At 63.8% G+C, this 22,301-nt stretch carries 19 protein-coding genes and 1 pseudogene; 18 read left to right on the top strand and 2 right to left on the bottom strand.

The window, feature by feature from the left end:
- Nucleotides 1-16: 16 nt before the first annotated feature.
- Together LY622_RS03400 and LY622_RS03395 are read right to left on the bottom strand one after the other, a co-directional pair.
- The gene (locus tag LY622_RS03400; RefSeq protein WP_234289596.1) at nt 17-595 is read right to left on the bottom strand and encodes a YjbF family lipoprotein; all 579 of its coding nucleotides are present in this window, start codon (nt 593-595) and stop codon (nt 17-19) included.
- A 140-nt stretch (nt 596-735) separates the two neighbouring features.
- On the bottom strand, nt 736-1,131 hold the full coding sequence (locus LY622_RS03395) for a hypothetical protein (RefSeq protein WP_234289595.1): 396 nt from the start codon (nt 1,129-1,131) through the stop codon (nt 736-738).
- A 764-nt stretch (nt 1,132-1,895) separates the two neighbouring features.
- Here LY622_RS03395 and LY622_RS03390 point away from each other — a divergent pair.
- The 18 genes and pseudogenes from LY622_RS03390 to LY622_RS03305 all read left to right on the top strand — a co-directional run bounded on the left by LY622_RS03390 (nt 1,896) and on the right by LY622_RS03305 (nt 22,264).
- On the top strand, nt 1,896-3,032 hold the full coding sequence (locus tag LY622_RS03390) for a polysaccharide export protein (protein WP_255761926.1): 1,137 nt from the start codon (nt 1,896-1,898) through the stop codon (nt 3,030-3,032).
- 11 nt (nt 3,033-3,043) lie between these two features.
- Nucleotides 3,044-3,499 carry a low molecular weight protein-tyrosine-phosphatase gene (locus LY622_RS03385; RefSeq protein WP_234289593.1) on the top strand — a complete coding sequence of 152 codons (456 nt, stop codon included), beginning with the start codon at nt 3,044-3,046 and terminating at the stop codon, nt 3,497-3,499.
- Nucleotides 3,500-3,537: 38 nt separating this feature from the next.
- Nucleotides 3,538-5,736, top strand: coding sequence for a polysaccharide biosynthesis tyrosine autokinase (locus tag LY622_RS03380; RefSeq protein WP_234289592.1), 2,199 nt, complete (start codon nt 3,538-3,540; stop codon nt 5,734-5,736).
- 122 nt (nt 5,737-5,858) lie between these two features.
- Nucleotides 5,859-7,175 carry a nucleotide sugar dehydrogenase gene (locus LY622_RS03375; RefSeq protein ID WP_234289591.1) on the top strand — a complete coding sequence of 439 codons (1,317 nt, stop codon included), beginning with the start codon at nt 5,859-5,861 and terminating at the stop codon, nt 7,173-7,175.
- 63 nt (nt 7,176-7,238) lie between these two features.
- Nucleotides 7,239-8,189: a Gfo/Idh/MocA family protein gene (locus LY622_RS03370; protein WP_234289590.1), complete on the top strand. Its 951-nt coding sequence runs from the start codon at nt 7,239-7,241 to the stop codon at nt 8,187-8,189.
- Between the two features lie 8 nt (nt 8,190-8,197).
- Nucleotides 8,198-8,794, top strand: a pseudogene (locus tag LY622_RS03365) (acyltransferase); the annotation flags it as partial.
- Nucleotides 8,774-9,931: a DegT/DnrJ/EryC1/StrS family aminotransferase gene (locus tag LY622_RS03360; protein ID WP_305038559.1), complete on the top strand. Its 1,158-nt coding sequence runs from the start codon at nt 8,774-8,776 to the stop codon at nt 9,929-9,931. The pseudogene LY622_RS03365 and the gene LY622_RS03360, both read left to right, overlap by 21 nt.
- Before the next feature lie 28 nt (nt 9,932-9,959).
- The gene (locus tag LY622_RS03355) at nt 9,960-11,402 is read left to right on the top strand and encodes a lipopolysaccharide biosynthesis protein (protein WP_234289589.1); all 1,443 of its coding nucleotides are present in this window, start codon (nt 9,960-9,962) and stop codon (nt 11,400-11,402) included.
- Entirely contained in the window at nt 11,402-13,027 is a 1,626-nt protein-coding gene (locus LY622_RS03350; RefSeq protein ID WP_234289588.1) for an asparagine synthase-related protein, read from the top strand. Before LY622_RS03355 ends, LY622_RS03350 begins: the two co-directional genes overlap by 1 nt.
- A 3-nt stretch (nt 13,028-13,030) precedes the next feature.
- Complete coding sequence (locus LY622_RS03345; protein WP_234289587.1) at nt 13,031-13,675, top strand: GNAT family N-acetyltransferase; 645 nt, start codon at nt 13,031-13,033, stop codon at nt 13,673-13,675.
- Nucleotides 13,675-14,616 carry a GNAT family N-acetyltransferase gene (locus LY622_RS03340; protein WP_234289586.1) on the top strand — a complete coding sequence of 314 codons (942 nt, stop codon included), beginning with the start codon at nt 13,675-13,677 and terminating at the stop codon, nt 14,614-14,616. The genes LY622_RS03345 and LY622_RS03340 overlap by 1 nt, the downstream gene beginning before the upstream one ends.
- A 5-nt stretch (nt 14,617-14,621) precedes the next feature.
- On the top strand, nt 14,622-16,067 hold the full coding sequence (locus LY622_RS03335; protein ID WP_234289673.1) for a polysaccharide deacetylase family protein: 1,446 nt from the start codon (nt 14,622-14,624) through the stop codon (nt 16,065-16,067).
- A 30-nt stretch (nt 16,068-16,097) separates the two neighbouring features.
- The gene (locus LY622_RS03330; RefSeq protein WP_234289585.1) at nt 16,098-17,429 is read left to right on the top strand and encodes an O-antigen ligase family protein; all 1,332 of its coding nucleotides are present in this window, start codon (nt 16,098-16,100) and stop codon (nt 17,427-17,429) included.
- Complete coding sequence (locus LY622_RS03325) at nt 17,389-18,522, top strand: glycosyltransferase family 4 protein (protein WP_234289584.1); 1,134 nt, start codon at nt 17,389-17,391, stop codon at nt 18,520-18,522. The genes LY622_RS03330 and LY622_RS03325 overlap by 41 nt, the downstream gene beginning before the upstream one ends.
- Nucleotides 18,519-19,769: a glycosyltransferase family 4 protein gene (locus LY622_RS03320; protein ID WP_234289583.1), complete on the top strand. Its 1,251-nt coding sequence runs from the start codon at nt 18,519-18,521 to the stop codon at nt 19,767-19,769. Before LY622_RS03325 ends, LY622_RS03320 begins: the two co-directional genes overlap by 4 nt.
- A complete protein-coding gene (locus LY622_RS03315) occupies nt 19,766-20,368 on the top strand; it encodes a sugar transferase (protein WP_234289582.1) in 603 nt (200 codons plus the stop codon). The genes LY622_RS03320 and LY622_RS03315 overlap by 4 nt, the downstream gene beginning before the upstream one ends.
- Nucleotides 20,355-21,074, top strand: a complete 720-nt coding sequence (locus LY622_RS03310) for an acetyltransferase (RefSeq protein ID WP_234289581.1) — start codon at nt 20,355-20,357, stop codon at nt 21,072-21,074. The genes LY622_RS03315 and LY622_RS03310 overlap by 14 nt, the downstream gene beginning before the upstream one ends.
- Entirely contained in the window at nt 21,074-22,264 is a 1,191-nt protein-coding gene (locus LY622_RS03305) for a DegT/DnrJ/EryC1/StrS family aminotransferase (protein ID WP_234289580.1), read from the top strand. Before LY622_RS03310 ends, LY622_RS03305 begins: the two co-directional genes overlap by 1 nt.
- The last annotated feature ends 37 nt before the right edge of the window (nt 22,265-22,301 follow it).

Below are 22,301 nucleotides of genomic sequence, written 5' to 3'. Positions count from 1 at the left end.
CTCTTCGAATCTCTCGTCAGTCCGACGTTTTCGGTGCGGGCGGTTCTACGGACCACCAGGGTCGCGCCACTTGCCATGTCACACGCTGGCCGTCTGGCCAGAGCGCCATGTCTCCTCCCCAGATGCGCAAGCTCACAGGCTCGCGCCAGAGTTCTCCTCTGCTGCGTGTGCCACCCTGCCATTCCAGTCGCTCGACACAGCGCTCCAGCGCCAGCACCGTGAGTGGCAAGTCCATGCTTTGAGCCGTCTCGCAGGTCAGGGAGGCCGTGGCGACATCCTGATACTCCTGCCCGGCGGCATCCTGCCAGTGGGCGTGTACAAGGTAGTGATCGCTACCTGGCTCACCGTCAATCCACCGGCCGAGAAGGGTTCGCTCGAAACCCATGGTGCTCATGGGGATGCCGTCCCGCAGGTGCAGCGTGGCGTAATCACCCGCTTGCCAGAACGTGTCACGACCCCGCTCCCCAGCGCTGTGCGCCATTACCATCAAGGCTTCGTTTCCCTCGCTCTTGACGGCCAGCGAGGCATAGGGAAGGGCGGCTGCCTGTGATGAGAGGTCGGGAGACTGCCAGAAGCCCAGCACGGTTTCGCCCATGGGTGACAGCCCTCCACCCTGGCTGCACCCGGTCATGCCAAGCGGTGCCAAAGCGCCAATGGCCAAGGCATACCTGAACAGGACCGCCTTGCGGCGGCCCTGAGTCGTTGCATGTTGCATGCATCGTGGGTACTGATGCATTACCGGGTGCCTGTCCCGGTACCCGTGCCTGTTCCAGTACCCGTGCCGGTTGCGCCCACGACCACACCGATACCGGCCGCGCCGCGATTGATGGCATTGGCGATGCCCTGTCCGGAGTTGCCCGGGGCATCACCGGCTGCGCCACCGCCGGATGTCACGCCACCGCTGGCCACTGCACCGGGGGCTGGCGTATTGCCGGAGTTGCCAGGGGCGCCCGGCGTCTGGACATTGGCGCTGCCTGGGCTGGCACTTGGCGATACGCTGACTCCGGCTCCGGCTCCGGCTCCGGCTCCGGCTCCGGCCTGCTGAGCCATGGCCAGGGGTGACAGCGTGAGCATTACCACGCCGGTAATGGCCGCCGCTCGTCGCAGAGGACTATGAATAAACGAAATCATCGATTGTACTCCTGTGTTGTGCCGGGAGGCCCGGCGAATATGGCCGGACAGTTCTTGCATGCGAAGATTACAGGCAGTACTGCCAGGCCGACCTGCTGGATTGCAGGTTAATCGACATTCATGTGAAAGAAGACTCGGGGTCTCTCGAAGTATAACTTGGGAAGTTGTCCTATAGGATATCAGTTTGATACACGAGATGCCTGAACTATAAAAGAAACGGTTTATGTGAGAGTATTAATTTTTGTATCTACGTGTAAAAAAGAGAAAAAATACACCTGGTGGGGGGTGACAAGCAAAAAAAAAAGATTATTCTGCCCCACATTAAAGCAGTGCTTTCCATGGACAGGAAATGTGCTCCTCATCGATCTTTTTCCTGAGTTCTCAATCGTGCATTGAATGCGGGGTTGTGTGTGCTCTGTATTTTTTATTGTTCATAATCAATGCTTTGGGTGGATTCACCCGCGGCGGTAGCGTGTCCGGGCTTGGGGCTCCGGTTGTAGTATCTGGTTCAGTCGCTGGCGAGAGTTAAGAGAATGAATAAATAGAGTGTTAATTGATTTGTAGGTGTTTGGAGACATTCCCACGACGGATTGTCGCAACTTGGCAACATTAGTGTCTTCAAATAAAGTCGGCTTAGGTGGCTCTGTCGAATGTACTTATCTGGTTATTGATGCGTCCGTTTATGGCGACATCGATGAAACGTTGTAAGTTGGCTAGCTGTCGGTGCCGCGAAAGGCATTGACATCCAATTGAGTGAGAAGTGTATGACGCATTATCGGCTGCGAAGCAGGCTGCTGGGTATGATGGCCGCATTAGGCATGTCACTGCTCCAGGGATGTGCCTTTGCGCCCGGTGGGCATATGAATTACCGGACGGATTCCGCACCCGTTGACGAGCTGGTGGATATCGAGCCCATCACCTTTGGCCTGGTGCGTGCCCAGCAGCGTGAGCGAGTCGCTCCGGATGACATCGGCCGGATCAGTGAGACATTGCGCGGCGATATCGGCAGCTACGACTACCGGATCGGCAAGGGGGATGTGCTGAGCATCATCGTCTATGGCCACCCGGAGCTGACCATACCCGCCGGAAGCGAGCGCAGCGCTGCGGAATCAGGCAACACCGTGCATAGCGACGGCACCATCTTCTATCCCTATGTCGGCCGCATCCAGGTGCAGGGGCGAACCGTCACCGAGATACGCGACATCGTTGCCAGTGGCCTCGAGCCCTATGTGGCCATGCCCCAGGTAGAGGTGCGTGTGGCCCAGTTCAACTCCCAGAAGGTCGATGTGACCGGCGAGGTCAATGAGCCTGGGCCGATGCCGATTCGCAACCTGCCATTGACCGTGCTGGATGCCATCAGCCAGGCCGGTGGCCTGACCGACACTGCCAACTGGCACGACATCATCCTTACCCGTGAGGGTGAGGAAACTCGCCTTTCCCTCCACGACATGCTCAACAACGGGCAACTGGCCCAGAACCAGCTGCTGCGCGATGGCGACCTGTTGCATATCCCCGACAACAGCGATCAGAAGGTTTACGTCATGGGCGAGGTTCGTGACCCGACCAGCCTGGCCATGGGGGGGAGCCGGTTGACGCTGACCGATGCCTTGTCGGAGGCCGGCGGCATCAATGAAGGCAGTGCCAATGCATCAGGAATCTTCGTCATTCGGCGCGCACCTGTCGAAAGCGACAAGCTGGCCACCGTCTATCAGCTGGATGCCCGCAACGCCGCCGCTCTGATGTTGGGTACGGAATTCCAGCTACAGCCGACCGACGTGATCTATGTCACCACGACCCCGCTGGGTCGCTGGAACCGGGTGATCAGCCAGATCCTGCCCACCGTCAGCGGTATCTATCAGACCACGCGGACCGGTCGTGAACTCGATCGATTCAGGGAATGACGGGGGCCTACATGTTCAGCCGAATCCTGGTGGTATGTACCGGCAATATCTGCCGCAGCCCGGTGGGTGAAGCCCTGCTCAGGCAAGGCCTCCCGCATGTCCGAGTCGCCTCCGCGGGCCTGGGTGCCCTGGTTGGCCACGAAGTCGAGCCCACGGCGAGGCGGCTCGCCGAGGCCGACGGTCTCGATGTCTCCGAGCATCGGGCGCGGCAGATATCCGAGGCGATGGTGAAGGAGGCCGACCTGTTGCTGGTGATGAGCGAGGGACAGCGCATGGCCGTCGCCCGGCAGTTTCCTTCGGCCACGGGAAAGACCATGCGCTTCGGGCGTTGGCTATCGGGCGGGGAGAGCAACGGTGCCGACATTCCCGACCCGTATCGCGGGGGGGAAGAGGTTTTCGTTCGTGTCCACGAACGGCTCACGGAGGCGGCTATGGCCTGGCTGCCGCATCTCAGTAATGGCCGGTAAAGCATGACGTCATCGACCCATTTGCCCAGGAAACTTACATGGTGAAAGAGAACAAGACAGGTTCCCGCCCCGGCCAGGATGACATCGATCTGGGGCGCCTGTTCGGTGTCCTGCTGGACAACAAGTGGCTGATTCTTCTGGTCACGATGCTGTTCGCCGCGGCGGCTGTCGTGCATGTGCAGTTGGCGACACCCATCTATCGTGCCGATGCCCTGGTTCAGGTGGAGGGCAAGGTGGGGAGCAGTAATCCGCTGTCGGACGTGCGCTCCATCCTGGGCGATGAGCCGAAGGCGGAGGCGGAGCTGGAAATCCTGCGCTCGCGGATGGTGCTGGGCCAGGCCGTCGACCAGGCACAGCTCGACATCTCGGTGACGCCGGCACGACTGGCGGTGGTCGGCGATTTCCTGGTGCGGCGCGGCATGGAGCGCCCCGGGTTTGCCAAGGCCAGTGTCTGGGCCGGGGAGCACCTCAATATCGGCAATCTTCATGTCGACCCCTCTTGGCTGGGTCGGTCGATGCGCCTGGTTGCGGGAGAGGCGGGGCGCTACCGGCTGTTTTACGGCGACGAACTGCTGGGAGAGGGGCGTGTCGGTGACAACGAGACCTTTGCCAACGGGATGGTCGAGCTGCGCGTGGCAGAGCTAGAAGCCGGCGAAGGGGCGGAGTTCACCATTGTTCGGCGGACTCGCCTGGCAGCGATCAATCAGTTGCGCTCACGGTTCAATGTCGGCATGCGGGGCCGGGAAAGCGGCGTCTTCAACATGACCCTGACCGACGAGGACCCGCTGCGGGCCGAGCGCACGCTGAGCATCATCGGGCAGATCTACCTGACCCAGAATGTGGAGCGACAGAGCGCCGAGGCGGAGCAGAGCCTCGAGTTTCTCGAGGCGCAAATACCCGAAGTGCGCAATGAGCTGGCCGCGGCCGAGGACTCCCTCAACGCCTATCGGATGGACCATGAGAGCGTGGATCTTTCGCTCGAGACCCGCTCGGTGCTCGATCGAGTGGTGGATATCGAGGCGTCACTCAGCGAGCTGGAGATGGAGCAGTCGGAGCTGAGTCGGCGCTACAACGCCTCCCATCCCCTCTATGCGGCCATGGTGGAGAAGCGCCAGAACCTCGAGCGTGATCGTGACCGGCTCAATGATCGGATCCAGGCGCTGCCGGAGACCCAGCAGCAGATACTGCGCATGTCCCGCGACGTGGAGGTCACGCAGCAGGTCTACGTCCAACTGCTCAACAAGATCCAGGAGATGAGCATCACCAAGGCGAGCACCGTGGGCAATGTCCGGGTTCTCGACGACGCCGTGGTGCAGCCAGGTCCGGTCGAACCCCGCAAGCCGGTTACCGTTGCGCTGTGGACGCTGATCGGTGGTTTCCTCTCGGTGGCCTTCGTCATCGTGCGCGGCATCGTCAACCGCGGTATCGAGAGCGCCGACCAGATCGAGGATCTGGGCCTGCCGGTCTATGCCACCGTGCCGCTCTCCGAAGACCAGAAGAAGATGGTGCGTCGCTTCAAGCGGCGTCACCAGAAGCACGGCCGCGAGGTGGGCTGTGGCGTCCTCGCCCAGACCGCTCCCGACGACACGGCGATCGAGGCGCTGCGCGGCCTGCGTACCAGCCTGCATTTCGCGATGCTCGAGGCAACCAACAACCGGCTGATGATCACCGGGCCCAGCCCCAATATCGGCAAGAGCTTCATCAGCGTCAATCTCGGTGCGGTGATTGCCCAGGGTGGCAAGCGAGTCCTGGTGGTGGATGCGGATATGCGCAAGGGGCACGTGCACACCGCTTTCGATGCCGAGAGCCAGGGTGGCCTGTCCGAGGTGCTGGCGGCGAAATGCGGCATCGAGGAGGCGATACGCCAGTCACCGGTCAATGGGTTGAGCTACATCGCCCGCGGCAAGGCCCCACCCAACCCTTCCGAACTCCTGATGAGCGATCGCTTCAGCCAGTTGCTGGACTCGCTGAGCCAACGGTTTGACCTGGTGATCATCGATACCCCACCGGTGCTGGCGGTGACCGACGCCGCGGTGATCGGCCATCAGTGCGGGACGACGCTGATGGTGGCCCGCTTTGGCCTCAACCCGGTCCGCGAGGTCGACGTGGCGATCCGGCGCCTGGAGAGCGGTGGGGTCGAGGTCAAGGGCGGAATCCTGAATGCCATCGAGCGCAAGGCCGCTACCAGCTTCGGCTATGGCTATTACCACTACGCATACAAGACCAAGGATGCATGAAGCATCCGGTACCGGGCCTGGCCGTGAGGTCCGAACAAGGGCGTGAAGCCGCTGCCGAGCCCCCGCAGGGGTGGTTGGGCTTCACTCCGACCTCAATACATCGGAAACCATGGATGAACGTCATGACTACCATCAAAGAGCGTTTGATTGACCGGCTGGAGAGCAGGGAAGCCGTTATCGGGATCGTCGGGCTCGGCTACGTGGGCCTGCCGTTGCTGCTGCGCTATAGCGATATCGGCTTTCGCGTGCTGGGCATCGATATCGATGTTTCGAAGGTGAGCAAGCTCAATGCCGGAAAGAGCTACATCGAGCATATCGACGGTGAGAAGGTGGCGCGTGCCTGTGACGCCGGGTTCGAGGCGACCACCGATTTCTCACGCGTGGCCGAAGCCGATGCCGTGATTCTCTGTGTGCCGACGCCGCTCAACAAGTACCGCGAGCCCGACATGACCTTCGTCACCAATACGGTGGATGCGCTAAAGGGGCATCTGCGGGAAGGTCAGGTCGTTTCCCTGGAAAGCACCACCTATCCGGGTACCACGGAAGAGGAGTTGCTGCCACGGATCGAGGAGGGCGGGCTGGTCGTCGGTACCGACCTGTTTCTGATCTACTCGCCGGAGCGCGAAGATCCGGGCAATCCGGATTTCGAGACCCGCACCATTCCCAAGATCGTGGGCGGTCACACGCCTAATTGCCGCGATGTGGGCGTGGCGCTCTATCGACCGGCCATCGATCAGGTGGTGCCGATGAGCTCCACCCGTGCCGCGGAAATGACCAAGCTGCTCGAGAACATTCACCGCGCGGTGAATATCGGCCTCGTGAACGAGATGAAGGTCGTGGCCGACCGCATGGGCATCGATATCTTCGAGGTGGTGGATGCCGCAGCCACCAAGCCCTTCGGCTTCACCCCCTATTACCCGGGGCCGGGGCTGGGGGGGCACTGCATTCCCATCGATCCCTTCTACCTCACCTGGAAGGCGCGGGAGTACGGTCTTCACACACGTTTCATCGAGCTGTCAGGCGAAATCAACCAGGGCATGCCCGACTACGTGGTCGGAAAACTGGTGGACGGCCTGAACCAGCGTGGCTGCGCACTCAAGGGTAGCCGGGTCCTGGTGCTCGGCATTGCCTACAAGAAGAACGTCGACGACATGCGTGAATCTCCCTCGGTCCACATCATGGAGCGTATCCGCGCCCGCGGTGGCGAGGTGGCCTACAGCGACCCGCATGTGCCGCTCTTCCCCACCATGCGCGAGCATCACTTCGACCTGGAGAGCGTGCCGCTCTCACCCTCGACGCTTGCCGAATATGACGCGGTGGTCCTGGCGACGGATCACGATCGCTTCGACTACGACATGATCCGCAGTCACGCCAAGCTGATTGTCGACACTCGGGGCATCTACCGCGGCGCCAGCAGCGACCGGCTCATCAAGGCCTGAATGCGGCCGGGTTCCGTCGCAGGGCCAATGCGACGGTTCCAAGAACAGGAACAGGAGTTCGCCATGAAATATTTCGCTCTGATCGGCGCCGCTGGCTACATCGCCCCGCGCCACATGAAAGCCATCAAGGAGACCGGGAACCACCTGGCGATGGCCTATGACACCAATGACTCGGTCGGGATCATCGACTCCATATCGCCGGAAAGCGAGTTCTTCACCGAGTTCGAGCGCTTCCAGGAGTGCGCCTGGCAGCGCAAGCGGGATCCCTATACCGCCCTGGACTATGTCTCGGTCTGCTCGCCCAATCATCTGCACCATGCCCATATCGCGGCTGGGCTGCGGTTGGGCTGCAACGTGATCTGCGAAAAGCCGCTGGTACCGACGCCGGCGGTCCTCGACGAGCTCGAGCGTGTCGAGCAGGAGACCGGCCGCCGGGTTTTCAACATTCTTCAACTGCGGCACCACCCGGTGATCAATGCGCTCAAGACACGTGTCGCCAGCATGCCCCGTGACGACAAGTACGACGTCGAACTGACCTACATCACGTCACGCGGAAGGTGGTACCAGGAGAGCTGGAAGGGCGACCCGCGCAAATCCTTCGGCGTGGCCACCAATATCGGGGTTCACTTCTTCGACATGCTGCATTTCGTCTTCGGCGACCTGGAGCGCAACGTCGTGCATTACATCGACGACTACCGTGCGGCGGGCTTTCTGGAATACGAGAAGGCTCGGGTCCGCTGGTTCCTCTCCATCGACAGCGACGATCTGCCAACCAGCGTCCAGGGCAAGCAGCCCACCTACCGGTCGATTCTCTGTGAAGGGCGTGAGATCGAGTTCTCCGGCGGCTTTACCGATCTGCACACCGTCAGCTACCAGGAAATTCTCGCTGGGCGAGGCTACGGCATCGACAGCGCGCGTCACTGCATCCAGACCGTCGACACGATTCGCAGCGCCACCCCGGAAACCCCCGTCCGTGGCGAGGCTCACCCTTGCCTCAAGCGACACACCATGTGAGGTCGGCCATGAATATTCAACTGCATGACTCGATCCACTCCACTGTCCAGGTGCATCCCAGTGCCATCGTCGATGCCGGTGCCCGGATCGGTGAAGACACCCATGTCTGGCATTTCGTCCACGTCTGCGGCGGCGCTCGTATCGGTCGGGGCGTATCCCTGGGGCAAAATGTCTTCGTCGGCAACCGGGTGGTGATCGGCGATCATTGCCGGATACAGAACAACGTCTCGGTCTATGACAACGTCTCCCTGGAAAACGGCGTGTTCTGCGGGCCGAGCATGGTCTTCACCAATGTGCACAATCCGCGCTCCCTGGTCGACCGCAAGAGTGAGTATCGCGACACGCTGGTGCGTGAAGGCGCCTCCCTGGGGGCCAACTGCACCATCGTCTGCGGCGTGACCATCGGGCGCTTCGCTTTCGTCGGCGCGGGTGCCGTGGTCAATCGTGACGTGCCCGACTTTGCCGTGGTGGTGGGCGTGCCGGCCAGACAGGTTGGCTGGATGAGCCGCCATGGGGAGCGTCTCGATCTACCGCTGGAGGGCGAGGGTGAAACGACCTGTCCCCATACCGGTGATCGCTATCGGTTGGCCGGAAAGATCCTGACCTGTCTCCCGCCGGCGGCGGAGGGGAAGCGGCCGACAGCCGAGGTCAAGCGGATCGAATTCATCGACCTCAAGGCGCAGCAACTGAAGATCCGGGACCGGATCAACAGCGGTATCCGTCAGGTCCTCGAACACGGCAAGTATATCCTCGGCCCCGAAGTGGAAGAGCTGGAAAGGCGCCTGGCCGACTATGTCGGCGTGCGCCATTGCATCAGCTGCGCCAACGGCACCGATGCGCTGCAGATCGCTCAGATGGCGCTGGGCATCGCCCCGGGCGACGAAGTCATCACCCCCGGCTTTACCTACATCGCCACGGCAGAGACCGTGGCGCTGCTCGGTGCTCGGCCCGTCTATGTCGACATCGATCCCCAGACCTATCTGCTCGATCCCGAGAAGCTGGAAGCTGCCATTACGCCACGCACCCGAGCCATCGTCCCCGTGTCGCTCTACGGGCAGTGCGCCGACATGGATGCCATCAATGAGATCGCCGCGCGCCATGGCATCGCGGTGATCGAGGATGCGGCGCAGAGCTTCGGCGCCACCTATCGTGGCCGTCGTTCCGGCAGCCTCTCCACCATTGCCACGACCTCCTTCTTCCCGAGCAAGCCCCTGGGCTGCTATGGCGATGGCGGTGCATTGTTCACCGACGACGACGAGATGGCCGTGGTGCTTCGTCAGATCGCCCGGCATGGCCAGGGGCGTCGATACCATCATGTGCGTATCGGCACCAACAGCCGGTTGGACACTCTCCAGGCGGCAATCCTCTTGCCCAAGCTGGACATTCTCGATGAGGAGCTGCGGCTGCGCGAGACGGTGGCCAAGCGCTATGGCCGGCTGTTGCAGGCCCATGGCTTCAAGACACCCCAGGTGGCGGCGTACAACACCAGCGCCTACGCCCAGTACACGGTGGAGGTGGAGGATCGCGAGGTCGTGATCGCCAGGCTGGCGGAAGCAGGCATTCCCACGGCGGTGCACTATCCGATTCCGCTGAACAAGCAGCCTGCCGTTGCCGATCCCTGTGTCGACTTGCCGGTTGGCAATGCGGCATCGCGTCGGGTGATCAGTCTGCCGATGCACCCCTACCTGAGCGAGGAAGACCAGGACCGGATCGTGGCCACGCTTCAGGAGGCGCTGGCTTGAGCGAGATCGTCGTAAAGAGGGCGCCGCCGTGTTGAACCGGCTCGTCGCTCCCGCCCGTCGCCTGCTGCCGACGCATGCCTTCGCCCGAGGCGTCAGCGTGCTGGTGGGCGGCACGGCGGGTGCCCAACTGCTCACCGTGCTGGCCGCACCGCTGCTGACCCGGCTCTACTCGCCGGAGGCCTTCGGCCTACTGGCGGTATACGGGGGACTGCTGGCGCTGTTCACCGTCGTCGCCAGCGGCCGTTACCAGATGGCCATTCCCCTTCCCGAGGCCGATCGCGAGGCGGCGGAAGTGGTGGTGCTCAGCCTGGCAGTGGTCGTGGTGACCACCATCATCTCCGCGGTGATGGTGGGCCTGTGGGGTGAGCAGCTGGCCGATCTGCTGGGCGTGCCTGCACTGGCCAGGTGGCTCTGGCTGCTGCCGCTGGGCGTCGCCTTCAGTGGTGGCTATCAGGCGGTGAGCTACTGGGCGTTGCGTACCCGGGCCTATTCCACCATTGCCAGTACTCGCATCAAGCAGTCCATCTGCCTGTTGGCGATCCAGTTCATGGCCAACCCGTTGGGCGGCGGGGGGCTCATCCTGGGGCAGGCCGTAGGCCAGGGCATGGGAACCATTACCTTGGCGCGCTCTGCGTTGAGTGCCGTTGTCCGGCATCGGGTCAAGCCGGCCGGAGTCCTGGCGGTGGCGCGGCGCTACCGTAACTTTCCGCTTTTCTCCACCTGGTCGGGCCTGTTCAACACGGCAGGCAAGCAGTTGCCGCCGCTGCTCTTCGCCGCGCTTTTCAGTCCAGCGGCGGCGGGGCTCTATGCGCTGGCACACCGCGTGCTGGCAATGCCCCTGGCGCTGATCGGCGATGCCATCGGCAAGGTCTTCTTCTCGAGTGCGGCCGAGGCCCATCGGGAAGGGAGCCTGGGGCCCCTGGTGGCCCAGGTTCACGGAATCCTGGCCCAGATCGCCATGCCGCCCTGCGTGGTGCTGATGCTGGCGGGGCCGGAGCTCTTCGCCCTGGTCTTCGGGGAAACCTGGCGGCCGGCCGGGGAGTTCGCCCGCTGGATGGCGCCCTGGCTCTACATGGTCTTCATCACTGCTCCCTTGAGCCATCTGTTCTCGGTCATGGAGCGCCAGGCCCAGGGCATGGCCTTTCAGGCGTTGTTGCTGATCATTCGTATCGTCGCAATCTCCGTCGGGGCCATGCTGGATGACCTGCTGCTTACCGTAGCGCTCTTCTCGATGAGCAGTGCGGCCTGCTGGGTGGGGTTCCTGGTCTGGACCATGGTCGTCACGCGCAATCCCGTGTCGGCGCTCGTCACGCCGACCATCGTCGCTCTGGGCTGGAGCCTGCTGTTGCTGCTGCCGTTGATCGTTGCCGTAGCGCTGGGTTCCGCCTGGATGCCTTGGCTGGCGGCACTGATTGTCAGCGGTGCCCTGGTGGCGATGCGTTATTTCCTACTGTTCCGGAAGGTCTATTGATGAGCTCCATCCATTGTCATTTCAGCTCTCCTCGCTGGACATCCTGTGAACTCGCGGATGGCCAAGGTCATCTCTGTGGCACTGTCTGGCAGGACGGGCAGCGGCTCTCCGTGAGCGGTGCCGCCAAGCTGGCCGACCCATCGGACGGCATCGGCGCCTGGCGAGAGCGGCTCTCGACGCTCAATGGCTTTCATGCCCTGGTTCGGCGGGATGAAAAGGGTCTGGTTGCCATGGTGGACAGGATTCGTTCGATTCCGATCTTCTATGGCATGGCGTCCGGGGCGCTATACCTCAGTGACGACGCCGACTGGGTGCGCTCCCGGCTGGGCCAGGAGCGCATGAGCCAAGAGGCCCGTGCCGACTTCCAGTTGGCCGGCTACGTGACGGGGCGCGACACCTTGTTCCAGGGTGTCAAGCAACTGCGTGCCGGCGAGGCACTGGTCGTGCACGACAGCGATACGGGCCTGGTCCTCGACCTGGAGCGCTATTACCTCTTTCAGTATCGCGGTGCGTCGGAAGGTGACGAGGCGCGTCGCCAGGCCCATCTCGAAGCGTTGGTCGAGCAGGCCTTTCGGCGTCTGATTGACGTGGCGAACGGGCGCCAGATCGTGGTTCCCCTAAGCGGCGGCTATGACTCCAGGCTGGTGGCGACCATGCTGGCCCGTCTCGGCTATCCCAGGGTGCTGACCTATGCCTACGGCCATCGTGGCAATCCCGAGGCCGCAATGAGCCGCCAGGTGGCAGAGAGTCTCGAGCTGCCCTGGACCTTCGTCGAGTACTCCCAGGCTGCCTGGCGAGAAGCCGCTGCGGGTGACGACTACTGGCATTACCAGCAGTGGGCGTCGGGCTGGAGCAGCATCACGAACATGCAGGATTGGCTGGCGGTCAAGCTGTTGACCGAGCGGGGTGACGTCGAGCCCGGGGCCGTCTTCGTGCCGGGTCACTGCTGCGTGACCGGTTTCCTGCCGCCACCGGTATTCGAGGCCCGGCGAGAGGGGCGGACGCTAGCGGCCGGTGACCTGGGCATGGCGCTGCGCAAGCGTCACTTCGCACTCCATGAAGGGGCCGACGGGGAAGCACGTTTCCAGGCCCATGTCCTGCCGCGACTGGCCGAGACCTATCCCGTGGACGAGGCGCTGGATCCCGATGAATTCATCCGTCAGTTCATCCTGTTTGGTTGGCAGGAGCGACAGGCGAAATTCATCGTCAATACCGTGCGCTCCTTCGAATTCTTCGGCCATGACTGGTGGATGCCCCTCTACGATGGCGATTTCATGGCGTTCTGGCAGCAGGCCCCCGGACATTGGCTGGAAGACCGCAGCGGCTACGTGACCTTCGTCGAGCGCCTGTTCGCCGAGGTGTCGGGCCGCCACGCGCCGCTGGGCAATGCCGCTGAGAAGTCCCGCCAGAGCCTGCGGGCGCGGCTGCTGCGTATGACGGCGTTCAGGCAGGGGCCGGGCGCCACGTTGAAGCGCGTCGCCAAGCGGCTGGCACCGGGCCTGTCGAAGGGTAATACCGCTGCCTCCACGGGGCGTTTCCCACCCGAGACATTCGAGCGGCTCAAGGCGCGTGGCTACACCCACAACGGCATCGCCGCCCAGCTCTTCCTCGAGAGGTTTTCCTGATCCATGAATGCTCGCGGATTGATGCGCTATCCCCGCCTGGCCGTCGGCGCCGCTGCGTTGATGTGGCGCAACCTCAATCGGGCGCGGCGGTTGAATCCCGTCGTATCGCGAGGCGTGGGTGACTACCGCCTTTGCGGCATGGACCGCTCCCGGCTCGCTGGTGCGCTGTCGCTCTATCAGTCACTGCATGACGGCCGCTCGCTGGATCTTCCACGGCGCTGGCTCTACCGCTTGGTCGGTAGCCGCCTGGGCATCGTGGCGCTGGACGCCAGGGGCCAGGTAGTGGGCGCCGCCTTCTACAGCTTCAACCCGCGTGACCTGAGAGAGGGGCGCGTCCATTCGAGCTTCAGTGGCGTATTGCCTGCCCACCGGGGGCGTGGTGTGGCCACGGAGCTGAGACGTACCGCGATCCTGCATTTTCGGGACAACGGCCTGGTGGGCTATTCGGCCCGGATATCGTCGGACAATCTGGCCTCCCTGAAGGCCAGCTATCGGCTCGGATTTCGCGTGGTGGAGCGCTATCGCGACCCGGCCAGCCAAGAGGAGCGGTGCTTCCTGGTCTGCGACTTCGACAGCGACTATCGCGACGAGACCGATCTGGAAAGCGACAAGGACGGGCGATGGAACCCGGCAAAGGATTCTGCGTAATGAAGATCGATTCCCTGAAGACCGACCCCCTGTTTCATCCGGGGTGGATACGTTTCAACGAACGGCAGTGGTCGCTGGAGGCCGAATCGGTGGTGTTGAGCCCCGAGAAAGGGGACGGCTGGCGCCTCGAGACGGTGCTCTACCGCAATCGCAAGGGGCACTTGGTGACCCCGCCCCGCAATCCACACCTGCCGATCGATTTCCGCTGCTCAAGCGACAGGCCGGCTTCATTCAATCGGCGCAAGCGCCTGGCCCTGACCCGGCTCGCCGAGCGGCTGCGGCAGATCGGGTTCGGCGGCAGCCTGAGCCTGTCGACGGTTGCCGATGATATTCGCCCCTTCGAGTGGGCACAGATGGCGGCAAGGCCCCGTTACACCTACCACCTGGACATCGCCGGACACGAGGAACGCATCGATCCCAGTGCCCGCAAGAAGGCGCGCAAGTGTCATCGACTGGGCTATCGCTGCGAGATCACCGAGGACTATGCCGCGGTGGCCGGCTGCCTTGCCGGCCCGGAGGCACGCAAGGGCTTCGACTACCGACTCGAGGCAACCGAACTGGAGCGCCTTGCCGAGCTGATGGGGCCGGAGCATTTCGTCTGTTTTCTGGCCCGCAACGCTGCCGGTGAGCCGATGGGGACCCGGGTCTGCCTCTATGTGCCTGGTGGCCATGCGCTGGCGTGGTCGGCGGGAATGAAGACCGAGGCCATGAAGGATGGCGTCAATAATCTGGTGGCCGAGGCGGCGCTGGCCCACTTCGCGGAGAAGGGCTGCACGGTCTTCGATTTCATTGGTGCCAATATCCCGCCGGTGGCGGAGATGAAGGAGGCGTGGGGCGGACGGCTGGTCTGCCACTACGCCATCAGCCAGCGCGGCTTCCGCCAGTTGGCCCGGGAGGCCTATATCACGGCCCGCACCCTTATGAGGAGGGAATCCAAGTGAATGACATGACTGTACTCCATGATCGTTATTCTCCCGGGCGGGATGACTCGCCATTGATCGGTGCCCCCCTGGGTGTCGCCCGCAGGGCAGACGAGCCCGTGGCCGACAGCGAGCCGGTACTCGCCTGGCTCGAGCAGGTGCTTCACGAGCGCTACGGCCTGGCCCTCCAACTGAGACGTGACGGGCCCGAGCGGCTGATCATGACCCTGGAGGGCGCCCCGGGGCAGTTGGCCTTCGACAGCCTGCAGCCCGGTTTCTACCTGACCGGTGTCGACCTGCCCCATGACCTCTGGGATGCTGCCGCGGAAGGGTTCACGGCCCCGCTGGAACTGCCGCTGCCGGCCCCCGGTGCGGCCAGGCTGCCGCGCCCCCTGGTGACGCCGGCGCCGGGCGGCCTGGCCATCCATTACGACATCCTGGGGTTGACCTACTGGATGCTCACCCGCCAGGAAGAGGTCGATGCCCAGGCACTGGATCGGCATTGTCGCTTCCCGGCGAGCGCTTCACATGCCGGCCGGCATGGCTACCTGGATCGGCCCGTGGTCGATGAATGGTTGATGGTGCTGGGGCAGATCATCCAGTGCCAGTGGCCTCATGTCACGCTGCGCCAGCATCGCTTTCTCATGCGCCCCTCCCATGATGTCGATCGCCCCAGCCGCTATGGCTTTGCCCGTGACGTCAAGCTGGCGCGGGTGATGCTGGGCGATGCGTTGCGCCATGGCCGCCCACAGGCGCTGCTGCTCGGTCCCTGGGTGCGCATGACCACGCGTCGACGCCTGCACCCGCTGGATCCGCTCAATACGTTCGACTGGTTGATGAATGCCTCCGAGCGGCATGGGCTGACGAGCGCGTTCTACTTCATCTGCGGACGTACCGATCCCCGCAAGGACGCCGACTATGAGCCCGAGCATCCGGCCATCCGCGAGCTATTGCGGCGGATCCACGCGCGCGACCATGAAATCGGCCTGCATCCCAGCTACCACACCTTCCGCAACCCCAAGGAGCTGGCCAATGAAGCCGACCGGCTGCGCCGCGTCTGTGCCGAGGAGGGCATCGAGCAGGCAGAGTGGGGCGGTCGCATGCACTACCTGCGCTGGCAGATGCCGCTGACCCTGCAGGGCTGCTCCCAGGCCGGCATGGATTACGACTCCACGCTGGGCTATGCCGAGGCTCCCGGGTTCCGCTGCGGCACCTGCTTCGACTATCCGGCCTTCGATCCAGTCAAGGGGGAACCCCTACCCCTGCGGATCAGGCCGCTGATCGCCATGGAGGCTTCGGTCATCTCGCCGCTCTATCTGGGTCTGGGGCTCGGCGACGAGGCATTCGAGCGCTTCGCCCTGCTCAAGCAGCGCTGCCGCGCCGTCAGCGGCACGTTCTCACTGCTTTGGCACAACTCCGAACTCACCACACCGGCTCAGCGTGCGCTCTATGAGCGAGTGCTGGAGCAGTGAACGGGCAGAAGGCCGTCAAGGAGTGCGCCCATGATCCTCTCCGGTGACAAGCTTGCCGCACGCGTCTCGAGCGTCGGCTTCTTCGTGCTCTTTCCGGGGTTTCTGATCTACCACACCCTGGTTGCCATGGGCGTGATCCCGGCGCTGCTTGGCGGTCTGTTCGGGGTGGTCTCGGTGATGATGTTCCTCCTCTACGTGGCCGTGTTGCCGTCCCAGCTCAGCCTCATGCTGGCCGGCACGCGGGGCTTCGCCCTGCTGGTGTTGGGGTTTCTCGCCTATGTGCTGGCCTGGGCATTGGCGAACTATGGCCTTCAGGGGGGCGGCCTGCAGCGACTGGCGATGATCCAGACGCTGGAAACCGTCGTGCTGTGGGCGGTGCTGTTCGTGATGGGGTACCGCGTGCCGCTGGACTCGCCGCGGCTGGCCCGGGCTTTCTGGATCGCTTTCGCACTGACGGTGGGCTACCTGCTGTTCATTGTCGCCACCACCGGACAATGGATGTTCTTTGCCCGGCAGATGATCGAGGACGATGGCAACGCCAACGTCTCCACCTACCAGGGCTATGCGCGCAGCGCACTGGTGATGCTGGTGTTCCTGATCTCGGTCAGCCAAAGGGCGCTGATGCGTGCCCTGTTGATCGCGCTGGGGGCCTTCGTGATGTTCGTGCTGGGCGCCCGGTCGGAGCTGTATGCCTTCCTGGCCCTGTCGATGGTGCTGTTGCTGGTATGGGCCGGAATGAGTGCCAAGTACCTGTTGACGCTGCTGGCCGTGGTGGCCGTGCTGGTCATGGTGGTCGCCACCCAGTTCGAGGCGATGTCGGGCAGCCGCCAGTTCCAGGTGCTGGACCTGACGGGCAACAGTTCCTGGACCGCCCGCCAGTACCTCGAGCAGCGCGCCATCGAGCAGATCGCGGCCAGTCCGGTGCTGGGGCAGTTCGGCGGTCATGTCACCGCTGCCGGGACGACGGGAAGCTATGCCCACAACGTGCTCTCTGCCTGGGTCAATTATGGCCTGCTGGGCTTCGCCCTCTATCTGGGCATGACGGTCGTGGCCTTCCTGGGGGCTGCGTATCGCATGATCTATTGCGGCGACACCGCGGCCTGGTGGGTTTTCGCCTTCTCCCTCTCGTTTGTCTGTCTGTTGCTGATGCTCTTGGCCAAGCCGGTGTTCTGGCCCTTGCCGGCGCTGGGGTGGGGAGCCTTTGCCAACGCCCTGGTCTGCGGGCAGCTGGCGCGCTACCGCGACGACGACATGACGGACACGGGCCATGACACCGACGGGCAGCGACAGGCTGCCCAGGATTCACAAGGACGAGACGCTAATGAAAGTGGCACATCTGACTTCCGCCCATCCCCGCTATGACACACGGATATTCTTCAAGCAGTGCCGTTCGCTGGCAGCCGCCGGGCACGTGGTGACCCTGGTGGTGGCCGATGGTCGCGGTGACGGTCGCCGCGATGGTGTCGACATCGCCGATGTCGGTGCGTCTTCGGGGCGCTTCGAGCGCATCGTCAAGAGTACCCGTCGCGTCTACGAACGGGCACTGCAGATCGATGCCGATCTCTACCATCTGCACGACCCCGAGCTGATGCCGATTGGCAGCAAGCTCCGGCGCAGGGGCAAGACGGTGGTGTACGACGCCCATGAGGACCTGCCGCGCCAGATACTGGCCAAGCACTACCTCGGTGGCATCACGCGCCGTGTGCTGTCCCATGGCGTCGATTTCTATCAACGCCGGGCCTGCAAGCGGTTCGATGCCGTCGTGACGGCGACCCCCTATATTCGCGACCGTTTCGCCCGGTTCCATCCCCAGGTGGTCGACGTCAACAACTTCCCCATGGAGGGGGAACTGAGCGGGGCGCCCGACCCGAGGCTCGCGGCTTCGCCGAACGAGCCACCCTCCGTCTGCTATGTGGGCGGCATTGCCTCGATCCGTGGCATACGGGAAATCGTTCGCGCCATGGAGTCGGTCAAGCAGGAGTGCCGGTTGCAGCTGGCCGGTGACTTCAAGCAGGTGTCCCTGGAGCAGGAGGTGATGACCTATACCGGCTGGGGGCGTGTCGAGGCCCATGGCTACCTGGATCGTGACGGCGTGCGCCGGGTGCTGGGCAGCTCGATCGCGGGAATCGTCACCCTCCATCCGGTGATCAACTATCTCGATGCCCTGCCGGTGAAGATGTTCGAGTACATGAGTGCCGGTCTGCCGGTCATCGCCTCGGACTTCCCGCTATGGCGGGAGATCGTTGAGGGCAGCGACTGCGGGCTGTGCGTCGACCCGCTGAATCCTGGGGCCATAGCCGAGGCGATCGATTTTCTGGTGGCCAATCCGGATCGGGCCCGTGAGATGGGGGCCAACGGCCAGCGAGCCGTGGCCGAGCGTTACAACTGGCAGCAGGAGGAGCGCAAGCTGCTGGAAACCTATCACCTGCTGGCTGCGGCCCCGAGGCTGGCATGAAGCACGTCTGGATCCTGAATCACTATGCCAAGCATCCCGAAACGGCAGGCGGTGCGCGCCATTTCCAGCTGGCCCGACACCTGCCGGCCCACGGCTGGCGCGCCACGCTGATCGCCTCCAGCGTCGATCACCCCAGTGGCTTTCAGCGGCTGGCCGAAAATGAGCCGATGCGACTGGAAACCAGCGGCGGCGTGCCCTTCCTGTGGCTGCGCACGGCGGCTTACCGTGGCAATGGCGGGGGGCGCATACAGAACATGCTGCAGTATGCCTGGCAGGCGATTCGCCCTTCGCGGTTGAAGGCCCTGGATCGCCCGGACCTGATCATCGGGTCGAGCGTGCATCCCTTCGCCGCGCTGAGCGGCTGGTGGCTGGCGCGCCGCCATGGCGTCCCCTTCATCTTCGAAGTGCGCGATCTTTGGCCCCAGACCCTGATCGACATGGGGCGACTGCGGGAGGGTAGCCTGACGACTCGTTGCCTGCGCGCCCTCGAGGATTTCCTCTACCGCCGTGCACGTCGCGTGCTGACGCTGCTGCCCCGCGCCGAGGAGTACATCGTGCCCCGGGGAGTGCCGGCGGAGCATGTGGTATGGCTCTCCAACGGGGTCGATCTCGGCGATTATCCCGATGTCTCGCCCCCCCAGCCACGCCCCCCCGAAATGCCACTGACCCTGATGTACTTCGGCAGCCATGGCGAGGCCAACGGTCTCGATGTGCTGCTGGAGGCCATGGGCCAGGTGAAGGCGGCCCATGGCGTTGGCAATGTCCCCGTCCGACTGCGCCTGATCGGAGATGGCCCTTCCAAGGACGCGCTACAGCGTCAGGCCAGCGGGCTCGGCCTCGACGGGCGCTGGGTCAGCTTCGAGCCGGCGGTACCCAAGCGTGAAATTCCGCTCCTGGCCAGGGAGGCCGATGCCTTCGTGATCACGGTGCGAGACCTGCCGCAGCTGTATCGCTTCGGCATCAGCATGAACAAGCTGTTCGATTACATGGCGGCGGCACGTCCGGTGATCATCGCCTCGGCCGCGGTGAACGACCCGGTGGCCGAGGCACAGGCCGGCATCACCGTGAAACCCGAAGACCCGGCGGCGCTGGCAGAGGCCATCACCAGGCTGGTGGCACTGTCACCCGAAGCGCGTGCGCGCATGGGCTGGGCGGGCCGTGAGCATATGGAAGCCGCCTACGATTACCGGATCCTCGCCGGCCGCCTGGCCGGAGTCATGAACGATGTCATGGATGAAACGCGATGAAACGCCTTCTCGACTGTGTCGTGGCCGTAGTGGCCCTGATGCTTCTTTCTCCGTTGCTGGCAGTGGTTGCCCTGCTGGTGCGATACAAGCTCGGCTCGCCGGTTCTCTTTCGACAGACGCGTCCCGGTCGGCATGGCCGACCCTTCGAGATGATCAAGTTCCGGACCATGCTCGACGCCTATGATGCCGACGGTGATCCCTTGCCCAACGAGGCGCGCATGACGCCTTTCGGCAAGTGGCTTCGCGCCAGCAGCCTCGACGAACTGCCGGAGCTCTGGAACGTGCTGGTAGGCAACATGAGCCTGGTCGGGCCGCGCCCGCTGCTGATGGAGTATCTGCCACTCTACAGCCCCTACCAGGCGCGGCGTCATGAGGTGCGTCCGGGCGTGACCGGGTGGGCCCAGGTCAATGGTCGCAACGCGTTGAGCTGGGAGGAGAAGTTCGAACTCGACGTGTGGTACGTGGATAACCGTACGCTATGGCTCGACCTGAAGATCCTGGTGCTGACGATAAAGAAGGTGGTGGTTCGCGATGGCATTGCCCATGAGGGCAATGTCGCCATGCCCCGATTTCGCGGAGGCCATCATGACCGGTCGTAAGCGTCTCGCCATCCTGGGAGCCAGCGGCCACGGCAAGGTGGTGGCGGATATCGCCATACAGGCCGGCTGGCAGGAGATCGTCTTCTATGACGATGCCTGGCCCGACAGGGCAAGCCTGGAGCACTGGCGGGTAGAGGGCTCCCTGGCCATGTTGCTGCGCGACCTGTCGAGCTTCGATGGCGTGGCGGTGGCCATTGGCCACAACGTCATTCGCGAAGCCAAGCTCGAAGCCCTGGCAGAGCATGACGCCAGGCTGGTAACGCTCGTCCACCCCCGTGCCACGGTCAGCCCCATGGCACGACTGGGTGTGGGCTGTGTGGTGGTGGCGGGGGCGATCGTCAACGCCTTTGCCGATCTCGGCATGGGCACCATCGTCAACACCGGTGCCACCGTGGGTCACGACTGCCGCCTGGGTGCCTGCGTGCATGTTGCGCCCGGCGCCAATGTGGCCGGCGACGTGGAGGTTGGCCGAGGCAGCTGGATCGGGGTGGGGGCCGCCGTGCGCCATGGCGTCGTCATCGGCGAGCGGGTCATGGTCGGCGCCGGTGCCGCGGTGGTCTCCGACCTCGACGATGACCTTGTCGTGGCCGGTGTGCCTGCACGTCCTCTCCATGGTGCGGGGCCGCGGGGGCCGGTCGTGCCGATCTCCCACGACGCCCAGCTGCTGAAACGACTCGGTCTGGTGTTACACAAAGGAGGCAATTGATGCTGAATGGACCCTTTTCACCCTGGCCTTCCTACACTCGCGAGGAGGCCGATGCGGTCAGCCGTGTGCTGCTGTCCAACAAGGTGAACTACTGGACCGGGCAGGAGTGCCGCGAGTTCGAGCCGGAGTTCGCCCGTTTCGCCGAGGCCGAGTACGCCGTTGCCGTGGCCAATGGCACGGCTGCCCTGGAGCTGGCAATGCGGGGGCTCGACATCGGCCAGGGCGATGAAGTGATCGTGACGTCCCGCACCTTCCTGGCCTCGGCATCGAGCATCGTGAGTGTCGGGGCGGTGCCGGTCTTCGCCGATGTGGATCCCGACTCCCAGAATATTACCGCCGCCAGCGTGGCTGAGAAGCTCACCCCGCGCACCCGGGCAATCCTGGCGGTGCATCTGGCCGGCTGGCCCTGCGAGATGGACGACCTGATGGCGCTGGCCGAGCGACACGGTCTCACGGTGATCGAGGATTGTGCCCAGGCCCATGGTGCCCGTTACCGCGGGCGCAGCGTCGGAAGCATTGGCCATGTGGGGTGCTGGTCGTTCTGTCAGGACAAGATCATGACCACCGGCGGCGAGGGCGGCATGGTCACGACCAACGATCCCCATCTCTGGCAGCGCATGTGGGCATACAAGGATCACGGCAAGAGCTGGGAGGCGGTTTACAAGCGGGCCCATCCCCCGGGTTTTCGCTGGCTACACGAGAGCTTCGGCACCAACTGGCGGCTGACCGACATGCAGGCCGCCATTGGCCGTATCCAGCTGCGCCGCATGCCCGAATGGCGTGCCGCTCGTCGCGCCAACGCGTTGCGTATCTGGCAGGCCGCGGTCGACTGTCCGGGGCTCCGGGTGCCTGTGGTGCCTTCACACTGCGAGCACGCCGCCTACAAGTGCTATGTGTTCGTCGAGCCCGAACGACTGGAGCCGGACTGGAATCGTGACCGGATCATGGCGGAGATGGTCGCGCGGGGTGTGCCCTGTTTCTCCGGTTCCTGCTCGGAGATCTATCTGGAGAAAGCCTTCGACAGCCACTCGGGCAAGCCGGGCTGGCGTCCCGAGCGGCGGCTGCCGGTTGCCAGGGCGCTGGGTGAGACCAGCCTGATGTTGCTTTGTCACCCGACACTGACCGAGGCCGAGCTCGACAAGACCTGTGCGGTGCTCGGCGACGTGATGAAAGAGGCTTCCGGTTCGTAGCAAGGCATGGAGCGGCACGGCATTGGGCCGGGCCAGT

Origin of the sequence: Halomonas alkalisoli (assembly GCF_021412585.1) — a bacterium.
Lineage (GTDB): Bacteria > Pseudomonadota > Gammaproteobacteria > Pseudomonadales > Halomonadaceae > Halomonas > Halomonas alkalisoli.
This window is presented reverse-complemented; position numbering and strand designations above follow the sequence as displayed.